The following is a 12,844-nucleotide window of genomic DNA, read 5'->3' on the forward strand; positions in this document are numbered from 1 at the left end:
ATTTTATGTTGATTGTTTTTTTCTCACGCAGATTTGGCTTTCCCTTCGGCCGCCTATTTTCAATTCGCAGATGACGCAGATTATTTCAGCTGCTTTATCCTTTTACCTTTTTACTCTTTTACTTTTCGACCCTTTCCCCTTTTCCCTTTTAATCTTTTACCCTTTTACTCTTTTACTCTTTTACCCTTTTACTCTTTTACCTTTTTCCTGCTTGATGTATGTCAAGACGTTTTGTTATAAAGTGTTTAAAACTTCAAAAAAGCGCTGATAATCAATAGATTACTTGCATATTTCGATTTTTTTTTGTACCTTTGCAAACGATAAGAATAAGGATAGCATGTTTATGCGTTTTCGCATAGATTGATATCCGTTAAGGTATCTAACGGAACTGAGGTGAGCAACCTTTCTTTTTCTCACAAGTTGCCACCGCGAAATCACTGATGTTGTATTTCAGCTTTTCAGGTTCCATAAAACAAAAAATATGAAGAGAATAACAATGGTATTGGTCAGCATCTTGGTGCTGGTTATGAAAGTATGTACAGCGTCGGCTGCTACAAATGGAAATGTATCCTCTACTAATGATTTCGATTGGACTCCAGTGATGGAAGCGATTATCCAGGTAGAGAGTGAGGGTAACCCCAACGCAAAGAGTGGTAATTCTGTTGGTGTTATGCAGATTACCCCAATCTTAGTGGCAGAGTGTAATGACATCTTGAAGAAAAGGAAGAGTAAGAAGCGTTACACATTAGCAGATAGATATAGTATTTCTAAATCTAAAGAGATGTTTCTCCTGATGCAGTCTGTCCACAATCCTCTTAATAGCATTGAGAAGGCGATTCGTGCCTGGAATGGTGGAAATCACTACAGTGTGAAGAGAACCCAGCGCTATTTTGAGAAGGTCATGAAGCTTTTGAAAAAGTAATTGATTTTTGATATGTCCGATCTGTCCCGCTGGGATAGGTCGGATTTTGTTTTCTGTCTCTTTCTGTTTTTTAGATAGACAACCTTTTATTAGCTATTTGTGGTGATATTTATCATTTATCACTACATTTTTCTTGTTAAGTGTTAAAACATTGTTAATTAGACAACTTTTTGCTAGAAATATTTGGCGGTTATCGAAGAAAGTTGTACCTTTGCACTCGCAATTCAGAAATGAGTTGATTATATCGCGGCGTGGAGCAGTTGGTAGCTCGCCAGGCTCATAACCTGGAGGTCGCATGTTCGAGTCTTGCCGCCGCAACCATGCAAATCGGGTAGAAAGTTGTACTTCAACATTCTATCCGATTTTTTTTTATCCCTATATTTATAATTTAACACTAAATATTTGCATATATCGAATAAAACTACTAATTTTGCACACAGATATTTTTATGTGCAATCATTTTAATTAGGAGGGACTTCAATATGTCAATTTCCAAAACAAGACAAAAGTTAGTAGATGTCGCCCGACAACTGTTTGCAAAGAACGGTATAGCAAATACCACTATGAATGATATTGCTGTAGCTTCTGGTAAGGGTCGCCGTACGCTCTATACGTATTTTAGCAGAAAAGAAGATGTCTATTATGCTGTGATAGAATCAGAGTTGGATCGTTTGTCTGAGAGACTCGATGAAGTTGCCTCTTGCAAAATGCGTCCTCAAGATAAAATCATAGAGCTTATTTATACACATCTCAGTATGATTAAGGAAACTGTAGTTCGTAATGGTAATTTGCGAGCTGAGTTTTTCCGTAATATCTGGATGGTAGAGAAGGCTCGCAAGAATTTTGATGAGGATGAAATTGAGATTCTGAGAAAGATTTATTCAGAAGGAAAGGAAGACGGTGAGTTTGACATTGATAATGTTGATCTCGTTGCAGATATTACTCATTATTGTATCAAGGGCTTGGAAGTACCATTCATCTATGGACGATTGGGACATGGACTGAATGTAGAATCCAGCAGACCTCTTGTTGCCAAGGTAGTATATGGTGCCTTGGGTAAATCTGGATTGAAATTGTAATTTATTGATAATTAATTAAATATAAAAGAAATGGGATTATTAACAGGTAAGACAGCCCTTGTTACAGGTGCTGCACGCGGCATCGGTAAGGCTGTCGCAATGAAGTTTGCATCTGAGGGTGCTAATATTGCATTCACTGACCTCGTACTCAACGATGATATGGCTGCTGGTTTGGAAGCTACTCGTAAGGAGATTGAGGCTCTTGGCGTGACATGTCGTGCTTACGCAGGTAATGCTGCTGATTTCGAGGAGACAGAGAAGACTGTTAAGCAGATTCATGCAGATTTCGGTTCTATTGACATTCTCGTTAACAACGCTGGTATCACAAAGGACGGTTTGATGCTTCGTATGACAGAGGCTCAGTGGGATGCTGTTTTGAACGTAAACTTGAAGTCTGCTTTCAACTTTATCCACGCTTGCTCTCCAATCATGCTCCGTCAGCGCAGTGGTTCTATCATCAATATGGCTTCTGTAGTGGGTGTTCATGGTAACGCAGGTCAGTGTAACTATGCTGCTTCTAAGGCTGGCATGATTGCTTTGGCTAAGTCTATTGCTCAGGAGTTGGGTCCTAAGGGTGTACGTGCTAATGCTGTTGCTCCTGGTTTCATCGAGACAGCTATGACTGCACAGTTGCCTGAGGAAATCCGTAAGGACTGGATGAAGAAGATTCCTTTGCGCCGTGGTGGTCAGACTGAGGATATCGCTAACGTTTGTCTATTCCTCGCTTCTGATATGTCTAGCTACGTAAGTGGTCAGGTTATCCAGATCGATGGTGGTATGAACATGTAATCTATTGGCATCCGTTTTTTAGCTAAAACATGCAGGTAGTTTACGAAGACAACCATATAATTATCGTCTCTAAGAGAAGTGGTGAAATCGTGCAGGGCGACAAGACCGGCGATGAACCTCTCTCAGAGACGGTAAAACAATATATCAAGGAGAAATACCAGAAGCCGGGAAATGTATTCCTAGGAGTGGTGCATCGACTTGATCGTCCTGTCTCAGGACTCGTAGTGTTTGCCAAGACCTCAAAAGCATTAAGCCGTCTGAACACGATGTTCCGTGATGGCGATGTTCACAAAACCTATTGGGCAATTGTAAAGAACATGCCAAAAGAGACTGAGGCAACCTTGACTCATTGGATTGTAAGAAATGAAAAGCAGAATAAAAGCTATGCTTACGATCATGAGGTAAAGAATTCGAAGAAAGCGATTTTGAAGTATAGGGTGATAGGACATACTGATCATTACACTCTGTTGGAAGTGAACCTGATGACAGGACGTCATCACCAGATCAGATGTCAGTTGGCTAAGATGGGATGTCCAATCAAGGGCGACTTGAAATATGGTTCCCCCCGCAGCAACGCTGACGGCAGTATCTCGCTTCTTTCGCACAAGGTAGAGTTTGTGCATCCAGTATCTAAGAAAACGATTATAGTGGAAGCTCCTCTGCCTGATGATAATCTATGGAGAGCGATAGCTCCATAACTATTAAATATCCATGCTTATGAAGAAGTATGCGAAATGGGTAAGTGTCTTAATCCTTACTCCATTCTTGCTTATATTGTTGCTAACCGTTTTGCTTTACTTGCCACCTGTACAGAATTGGGCGGTAAAGCAAGTAGCTTCTTATGCTTCAGAATCGACAGGCATGGATATTTCTGTTGAGCATGTACAACTCGTTTTCCCTCTCAAATTGGGAGTGGAAGGCGTGAAGGTACTGCAACCTGTCGATTCGCTGAAGAACAGCAGAAATCTTACTCTGAGAAATAAAAAGGATACTGTTGCCGACATCCAGAAGATGGTGGTAGATGTGCAGTTGCTTCCACTCTTCAGCAATCAGGTGATGGTGGATGAACTGAATTTCACCAGGATGAAGGTGAATACTACCAATTTCATTCATGAAGCCCGCATCAAGGGAGATGTGGGCAAGTTGCAATTGGTGGCACATGGCATCGATTTGGGAAAAGAGCGTGTGAATGTAAATGATGCGCTTATAAAGGATGCCAGGTTGTCCGTGGAATTGAGTGATACTGTTCCACCTGATACGACTCCAAGTACTAATTTCTGGAAAATCAATATCCAGAAGCTAAAACTAAAGAATACCGATTTTACCCTACACATGCCTGGAGATACACTTCAGGTGAATGCTTATTTGGGTGATGCGTTGGCTCGCACCACCTATCTCGACCTGAATAAAGGTTTGTATCAGATACAGCATCTGGATTGGAAGAACGGAAGGGTGAACTACGATCAGAATTTCGAGCGCCCGGTTCCGGGTATGGATTTCAATCATCTTGCCTTTTCTGACATGGCTGTTAAGGCTGATTCTTTCTATTTCTGCGATTCCAGGATTGATGTGAAGATTCAGGAAGCGAAGTTGAAGGAGAAAAGCGGACTGAAAATCAACCAGCTCTATGGCAGATTCGTAATGGATTCTGTGAAGATGCAGTTGCCGGATCTCTATCTTCGTACCCCGGTTTCTAATTTGCAGGCTTCGGTAGATTTCGATATGAATGCTTTTGCCGAGAAAAATCCGGGCAAGATCATGGCTCGTGTCAACGGAGCCTTGGGACGTTCTGATCTTTTCCTCTTGATCGGTGATGCTTTGCCTAAGCAGATGAAGAACAGATGGCCTTACTATCCGATGAAGGTAGAAGGCTCATTCAAGGGAAATATGCAGCGTGCTTCCTTCTCGGGAGTCAAGTTGACTCTGCCTACGGTTTTCCAGTTGAGTACTGATGGAACCATTGCCAATCTGATGGATATGGACCATCTGAAGGCGAATGTCGATTTGCAGGCCCGTACCTATAACCTCGGTATGGTGACGGCGATGCTTGATCCTTCCTTGACTCAGGAAATCCGTATTCCTAGCGGTATCAGCATCAATGGTAATGTAAAGGTTGATGGTACGAAATATGCAACCAGGCTGGCTCTTACCGAGGGTAAGGGAAGCATGAAGGTGGATGCTACTGTTGATGCCAGGACCCGCAAGGACGGTAGCCTGGACATGAACAGTCTGGCTTATCAGGCTAAGTTGCAGGCTTCAAACATCCAAGCCAGACATTTCTTGCCTCATCAGGATCTCTACACTTTTACCGGAGCTGTAGAGGCAAAGGGTGTGGGCACGGATTTCCTGTCACCACGTACCCGACTGATGGCGAAAGTCAAAGTGAATCAGGTGCATTATGACAAGTATCATCTGCATGATGTCTTGGCTGATGCGCAGGTTGCTAATGGTAAGATACATGCCACGCTGGATAGTAAGAACGATTTGCTGAACGGTGTCATTGCCGTGAGTGCCTTGGCAAGTACCAAGAAGTTGCAGGCTACTTTGGTGGCTGATGTGCGCCATGCAGACATGTATCAGTTACAGGTAACCCAAAAGCCTGTGGGTGTTTCACTTTGTGGACAGATAGATATTCATTCTGATTTAAAGGATAACCATAAGGTATGGGCCTCTATGGACGATATTACCGTAAGAGCAGGAGATAATGTCTATCGTCCGGTAGGAGTGAATCTGGATGTGCTGACCACCAGGGATACTACCCATGCCATTGCTTCCTGTGGTGATTTCCGCCTGAACATGGATGCGCATGGTGGATATCAGATGCTCTTCGATAGAGTGGTGGGATTGCAGAAGGAATTGTGGAAGCAGTTTAAGAACCGTCGCATCGATCAGGTGCAGATACGTAACAGCTTCCCGCTCGGACATATTTATCTTTCTACCGGCAGGGATAATTTCATCTCGCGCTTCATCAAATACATGGGATATGACTTCAAGTCGGTAGAAATGGATTTGAATGCTTCGCCTTTGGCTGGACTTGAAGGTTATATGAATATCGATTCCCTGGTTGCAAGTGGCATACAGCTGGATACCATCCGTGCCTTGGTCCATACGCAGGGAGATACTATCCGTTATTCGGCACGTGTTCAGAACAATAAGCACAATCCGCAGTATGTGTTCCGTGCTTTGGTAGATGGCGAGGTTCAGGAGCATGGTTCCAATGTCAAGGCACGTATCTATGATGCAGCCAATAAGTTGGGCGTAGATGTCGGACTGGCTGCCATGTTGCAGCCTAATGGTGTGAAACTTTCCTTGATTGATACGCATCCGATATTGGGTTATAAGGAATTTGTAGCCAATGATTCCAACTATGTGATGTTGAGTGATGACGGACGTGTATCTGCCGATCTGGTGCTGAAGGCAGCAGCGGGCAATATGGGTATGCGTGTCTATTCCAACGATGAGAACGAGGATGCCCTGCAGGATATCACCGTCAGCATGAGCAGGTTCAATCTGGACAAAGTGCTGAGTGTGATTCCATATATGCCGGATATTACGGGTATCATGGACGGTGACTTCCACGTAATCCAGACTAAGGAGGAACTCTCCGTATCTTCTAATCTGAAGATTGATAATATGACCTACGAGAAATGTCCGATGGGCAATGTGGGTTCAGAGTTTACCTATATGCCAAAGAGTGACGGTTCTCACTATGTAGATGCCATCCTTACCTATGAGGGTGATGAGGTGGCAACTGTTACGGGTACATACAAGTCGGAAGGTGCCGGCGATCTGGATGCAGAGGTAGGATTAGAGAAGCTTCCTTTGCACTTTATCAATGGTTTCGTACCCGACCAGCTTCTTGGTTTGAAGGGATATGGCGAAGGTGCCTTGAAGATGAAGGGTGCCTTGAGCAATCTTGATATCGATGGTGAGGTATATCTCGATTCTGCTTATCTGGTAAGTGTGCCATACGGTATTTCCATGCGATTTGCCAACGATCCGGTGCGCATTACAGACAGTAAGCTGCTCTTCGAGAACTTCATGATGTATGCCAATAATGAGAGTCCGCTCAATATCCAGGGTGCTCTCGACTTTACTGATGTTGAGAATATGAAGCTCAATATCCGTATGAGGGCGCAGGACTTCCTGCTGATAGATGCTCAGGAGAATGCACGTTCTGAAGCTTTCGGTAAGGCTTATGTCAATTTCCTCGGAAGTATGCAGGGCTCCTTGTCTAATCTGAAGATGATGGGTAAGCTGGATGTATTGGGTAAGACCGATATGACCTATATTCTGCGTGAGTCGGAGTTGACCACCGATAATCAGCTGGATGAGCTCGTGAAGTTTACCAACTTTAAGAGCGGTAAGGAAGTTGTGGTCCAGAAACCGGCACTGGATGGTTTTGATATGTTGCTGAGCATGTCTATCGACGAGTCAGCACGTATCTTGTGTGCCTTGAATGCAGATAAGACCAACTATGTGGATTTGATGGGAGGAGGCAATTTGCAGATGCGGTACAATACGGCTGACGGTATCAGATTGACGGGTCGATATACCCTGAATGATGGTGAGATGAAGTACTCTCTGCCTATCATTCCATTGAAGACCTTCAATATCCAGGACGGAAGTTATATCCAGTTCACGGGTGATCCGTTTAATCCAACCTTGAGTATCACGGCAACTGAGAATATCAAGACTACCGTCAACGAGGGTGAGGGTAGTGGACGTTCGGTAGATTTCGTATGCGGAGTAAAACTGAGCCAGACCTTGGAGAAACCGGGCATCCAGTTCATCATCTCTGCTTCGAACGACCAGACCGTTCAGGACGAGTTGAGTTCGATGAGTGTTGAGGAGCGAGGCAAGATAGCCATCACGATGCTGGCTTCGGGAATGTATCTGGCAAATGGTTCTACCAGTTCGTTCTCTATGAATAGTGCCTTGACTTCCTTCCTTAATTCGGAAATCAATAACATTGCCGGTACAGCCATGAGAAGTATCGGACTTGATGTCGGTATGTCTGTTGATAACCAGACCAATGCAGCAGGAGCAACCCATACAGATTATAACTTTAAGTTTGCCAAGCGATTCTTTAACAATCGCTTGAGTTTCTCGGTGGGCGGACAGGTATCAACAGGTGCCGAATTGGAGAATGCCAATAATAATGAGACATTCTTTAATAATGTGGAAGTACAGTATCGACTCAACGAAGGAGCCAGTATGTATGTAAGAGCCTTTTATAATGCCAATACCTACGATTGGCTGGACGGTCAGATTGGTGAATATGGCGGTGGTTTCACCTGGCGCAGAAAGCTTTCCAAGTTTACGGATATCTTCCGCTTGAAGACTGATAAGCAGCAGCCCCAAGGTCCTTCGCCTGCATCGGTAATCAGGAAAGACTCTCTGGCATCTCCTGGAACCGGGAAAGATAAGATAAACAAGGCAAAGACATCGCAGATGTTCGACCCTTTGAAGACCAAGTAAAATAAGTTAGTGATATGAGAAAGAAGAATCGACTTCACCTTATTATATATATAGCAGTATCGGTGATGCTGACCAGCTTTTTGTTTACAGGGTGCTCCTCAACGAGTGCCCTGAAGGAAGGCGAGCAGCTTTTTGCAGGATTGAAGCCTATAGAATACACCAATTATGAGGCGAATCCGTATGCTGATTCGGTGAAGGAGGAGATGGAGTTTGCACTGGCTTCAGCGCCTACGGGTGCTTTCATGGGAAGCAGCTATTATCGTACACCATTTCCTCTTCGCTTATGGGTATGGAATGCCTTTTCCCAATCGGATGATGCACTCTCGCGATGGATTACCAAGGTATTCGGCTCGAAGCCTAAATTGATGGCTAATGTGAATCCGCAGTTGAGAGCACAGGTGGCAGAACATCAGCTCGATAAGTTGGGCTATTTTAATGGCAAGGTAGATTATGAGGTGCTTACCCAGAGTAATCCGAAAGAAGCCAAGGTGGCTTATAAGGTGGATATGGGGCATCTGTGGAGATTGGATTCCATCGCTTATCTCAATTTCCCTGAGCATGGCAGGCAACTTATCGACTCCACCATGTCGGAGGCTATCATCAAGAAGGGACGACCTTTCAAGGTTTCGTCCTTGGAACAGGAGCGCCAGCGACTCACCCGACTTTTCCGTAACCATGGCTATTACTTCTATCAGAACGGTTATGCATCTTATCTTGCTGATACGGTAAATACGCCAGGAAAGGTGAATCTCCGTCTGGCGATGGTTGACAGTATCGAGCCTGAGGCAACACGCCAATGGTATATCGGCAATATCAACATCAACTTCAAGAAGCAGTTTATGGAGGAGATGACCGATTCTTTCGTGCGCCGCTACCTGAAGTTCCGCTATGCAGGTAAGAAGATGCCGATTCGTGCCGGCGTGGTGCTCAGAGAATTGAAACTCCGTCCTCGCAAACTCTATATGGTGGATGATGAGACGAGGGCAAAGGCGGGATTGCAGTCAATGGGACTCTTCAGTTATACCAATGTGCAGTATGTTCCCCGTACTACCCAGGTGATAGACAGTTTGGGAAATATTCAGTACCGTGACACCCTGGATGCCAACATCGACCTGGTGTTTGACAAACCGTACGACTTCTATATAGAGGCGAATGCCAAGGGTAAGACGACGGGAAGAGTAGGTCCGGAACTTGTTGTGGGTTTAACCAAGCGCAATGCTTTCCGTGGAGGCGAGAAACTCGATATCAGCTTCCATGGTTCGCATGAATGGCAAACCATCAACGGGCAGGGAGGTAGTTCCAGCAAGATCAATTCGTATGAATTCGGTTCGGATGTCTCACTTTCCTTCCCAAGTATCATAACCCCTTGGAATGCTTTCCGTACGATGGCGCAGAACGAGCGCAGATTCAGAAACGGTCATATGCCCCGTCGTTACTATGGTACGCCAACCACCACGGTGAAGGCGTCTATGAACATATTGAACCGTGCCGGTTATTTCCGTCGCCATGTGGCAGGAGGAGAGCTGACTTACGATTGGGCTACCTCTTATCAGCATCGCCATTCGTTCAGTCCGCTGATTCTTTCGTATGAGTATATGAATTATACTTCACCGAAGTTTGACAGTATCATGAATAATAATGTATATGTGGCAACTTCGATGGCTGACCGCTTCATTCCGAAGATGAGTTATACTTATACCTATCGCAGTGCCCAGAAGTATCGCAGTCCTATAGTCTGGTCTACTACCGTGAGCGAAGCAGGTAATGTCCTGTCGCTGGGCTATCTCCTGGCGGGTAAGAAATGGAGCGAGGATGGCAAGACGATGTTCAAGAATGAGTACTCTCAGTTTTTTAAGATGGAGACGGATTTCGTGAAGTATTGGACGTTGAATCCTACTTCTACCCTTGTTGCTCATCTCAATGCAGGTGTCATCTGGAGTTACGGCAACTCAAGTCAGGCTCCATATACCGAGATGTTCTATGTGGGAGGAGCCAACAGCATCAGAGCCTTCAATGTGCGAGGTATCGGTCCGGGAAAGCAGGATTATAGTGACCTGAGTAATAAATATGCCAATATCCTGCGTACGGGTGATATCAAGTTCCAGGCAAATCTGGAGTATCGTCCCCGCATTTGGGGCGACCTTTACGGTGCTCTGTTCCTGGATGCTGGAAATGTATGGATGAAGGATGCTGATCTCTCAGAGAATGAAGCCTTCAAGTTCGGAGAGTTCTATAAGCAGATGGCTGTAGGCACCGGTGTGGGTATCCGTTACGATATGGGTATGTTCGTGGTTCGTGTAGATTGGGGAATCGGCTTGCATTTGCCATACGATACCGGCAAGAGCGGCTTCTATAACATCCCTAGCTTCAAGAAAAATCAGAGCCTGCATTTGGCAGTGGGTTATCCTTTTTAGTGAATTGAGAGAACAAATTGCCCGGAGTTAAGGGTAGAAAATGAGAAATGTTGATGTAAATCAAAAAAAGTGATAGAAAAATTCCGCTACGTGCATATTTTTTTGTACTTTTGCATCGGATTCTTTTAGTATCAACTATTTAAAATATATACAATATGAAACCTACATTATTGCTTTTGGCTGCTGGTATGGGTAGCCGTTACGGTGGTTTGAAACAGCTCGATGGTCTGGGTCCTAATGGTGAGACTATTATGGACTACAGTATCTACGATGCTATTCAGGCTGGTTTTGGAAAGATCGTTTTCGTTATCCGTAAGGATTTCGAAGATCAGTTCCGTGAGAAAATCCTCTCTAAGTATGAGGGTCACATTCCTGCAGAGCTCTGCTTCCAGGCATTGGACGACCTCCCAGAGGGATTCAGCGTACCAGAAGGTCGCGAGAAGCCATGGGGTACTAACCATGCAGTATTGATGGCTAAGGATATCATCAAGGAACCTTTCTGCGTAATCAACTGCGATGACTTCTACAATCGCGATTGCTTCATGGTAATGGGTAAGTTCCTCTCTGAACTTCCAGAGGGTAGCCAGAACCGTTATGCTATGGTTGGTTTCCGTGTAGGCAACACCTTGAGCGACAATGGTACTGTAGCTCGTGGTATCTGCTCTAAGGATGATAAGGAAAACCTGACCACTTGCGTTGAGCGCACTGAAATTATGCGCATCGATGGTAAGGTATCTTACAAGGACGAGGAAGGCAAGTGGGTTGCTGTCGAGGACAACACACCTGTTTCCATGAATGTCTGGGGCTTCACACCTGATTACTTCGAGCACAGTGAGGCTTACTTCAAGGAGTTCTTGAGCGATCCTAAGAATATGGAGAACAAGAAGGCTGAGTTCTTCATCCCATTGATGGTCAACAAGCTCATCAACGAGGGTACTTCTACAGTAAAGGTTCTCGATACAACAAGTAAGTGGTTTGGTGTAACTTATGCAGCAGACCGTCAGAGTGTTGTAGATAAGATTCAGAGTCTTATCGATGAAGGTGTATATCCAAACAAACTCTTCTAATTCAGTTAGATGGATATTAATTTAAACATATTATCAGATCAGGAAGCCGCTATTCTCCGAGAGACTATAGCGGCTTCTCGTCGTATTGTTATCTGTGCCCATAAGTCACCTGATGGCGATGCGATTGGCTCATCCTTGGGATGGGCTTGTTATTTGCGCTCTCTAGGCAAGGAGCCAATGGTTTGTGTACCGGATATGATACCTGATGCCATTTCCTGGTTGCCAGGTTGTATTGACATAGTAAGATATGATAAGCGTCCGGAGAAGGTGCAGCAGGCATTTGATGAGGCAGATCTCGTCTTCTGTGTAGACTTTGGCAGCACGGGACGTCTTGACGAGATGGATCATGTACTTGCTGACTGCAAGGCGCAGCGCTTTGTGATAGACCATCATCTGGCTCCTAATCTGGAGGCTAAACAGATGATTTCCCAGCCACATGCCAGCAGTGCCAGCGAACTGGTGTTCCGATTGGTATGGCAGTTGGGTGGTTTCCCTGAGCTGGATAAGACCTGGGCAACCTGCGTTTACTGCGGTATGATGACCGATACCGGTGGATTTACATATAATTCCTCTAATCCGGACATCTATTACATCATCTGCCAGCTCCTGACCAAGGGCATCGACAAGGATAAGATCTATCGCAATGTATTCAATAACGCCCGTGTGTCTGCAGTCCGCTTCCGTGGTCATCTGATGAACGAGAAATTGCAGGTCATTGAGTCTCTTCATGCCAGTTATTATACCGTTACCCGTAAGGAATTGAAGGACTATGATTTCATCAAGGGCGATCTGGAAGGATTGGTGAATGTGCCTCTTACCATCAAGGGACATAAACTTTCTATCTCTCTCCGTGAGGATACCGACATCGACAACCGCATTCTGGTAAGTCTCCGTTCGGTAGATGATTTCCCATGCAATAAGATGGCAGAGCAGTTCTTCAATGGTGGCGGTCATCTCAATGCATCGGGAGGAAAACTGCTTTGCAGTATCGAGGAAGCTGAGCTTGTAGCCCAGAAAGCCATTATGGCATATGCCGATTTATTGAAGTAAAACTTCGGGTATAAATCCGGCAAATAGTGAAAAAATAAGAAG

At 44.7% G+C, this 12,844-nt stretch carries 8 protein-coding genes and 1 tRNA gene; all 9 read left to right on the forward strand.

Translation table 11 applies throughout. The features are described from left to right. Nucleotides 1-526: 526 nt before the first annotated feature. The 9 genes from ACQRBJ_RS12985 to ACQRBJ_RS13025 all read left to right on the forward strand — a co-directional run bounded on the left by ACQRBJ_RS12985 (nt 527) and on the right by ACQRBJ_RS13025 (nt 12,802). Nucleotides 527-922, forward strand: a complete 396-nt coding sequence (locus ACQRBJ_RS12985; RefSeq protein WP_441932617.1) for a lytic transglycosylase domain-containing protein — start codon at nt 527-529, stop codon at nt 920-922. A gap of 245 nt (nt 923-1,167) precedes the next feature. Continuing rightward, nucleotides 1,168-1,243, forward strand: a tRNA-Met gene (locus ACQRBJ_RS12990). A gap of 161 nt (nt 1,244-1,404) precedes the next feature. Next, nucleotides 1,405-2,001 (forward strand): TetR/AcrR family transcriptional regulator, encoded by a 597-nt coding sequence (locus ACQRBJ_RS12995; RefSeq protein WP_153122383.1) that lies wholly within the window; start codon nt 1,405-1,407, stop codon nt 1,999-2,001. A gap of 30 nt (nt 2,002-2,031) precedes the next feature. Beyond that, the gene (fabG, locus tag ACQRBJ_RS13000) at nt 2,032-2,790 is read left to right on the forward strand and encodes a 3-oxoacyl-[acyl-carrier-protein] reductase (RefSeq protein WP_119249530.1); all 759 of its coding nucleotides are present in this window, start codon (nt 2,032-2,034) and stop codon (nt 2,788-2,790) included. A 29-nt stretch (nt 2,791-2,819) separates the two neighbouring features. After that, nucleotides 2,820-3,488 (forward strand): RluA family pseudouridine synthase, encoded by a 669-nt coding sequence (locus ACQRBJ_RS13005; RefSeq protein WP_445303862.1) that lies wholly within the window; start codon nt 2,820-2,822, stop codon nt 3,486-3,488. A 19-nt stretch (nt 3,489-3,507) separates the two neighbouring features. Beyond that, a complete protein-coding gene (locus tag ACQRBJ_RS13010) occupies nt 3,508-8,271 on the forward strand; it encodes a translocation/assembly module TamB domain-containing protein (protein ID WP_445303863.1) in 4,764 nt (1,587 codons plus the stop codon). A 14-nt stretch (nt 8,272-8,285) separates the two neighbouring features. Further along, on the forward strand, nt 8,286-10,685 hold the full coding sequence (locus tag ACQRBJ_RS13015) for a BamA/TamA family outer membrane protein (protein ID WP_445303864.1): 2,400 nt from the start codon (nt 8,286-8,288) through the stop codon (nt 10,683-10,685). Nucleotides 10,686-10,840: 155 nt separating this feature from the next. Beyond that, on the forward strand, nt 10,841-11,752 hold the full coding sequence (locus tag ACQRBJ_RS13020) for a nucleotidyltransferase (protein ID WP_153122387.1): 912 nt from the start codon (nt 10,841-10,843) through the stop codon (nt 11,750-11,752). Nucleotides 11,753-11,767: 15 nt separating this feature from the next. Further along, entirely contained in the window at nt 11,768-12,802 is a 1,035-nt protein-coding gene (locus ACQRBJ_RS13025; protein ID WP_445303879.1) for a DHH family phosphoesterase, read from the forward strand. Nucleotides 12,803-12,844: the final 42 nt, after the last annotated feature.

Source organism: Prevotella sp. SGI.167 (assembly GCF_050313615.1).
Lineage (GTDB): Bacteria > Bacteroidota > Bacteroidia > Bacteroidales > Bacteroidaceae > Prevotella.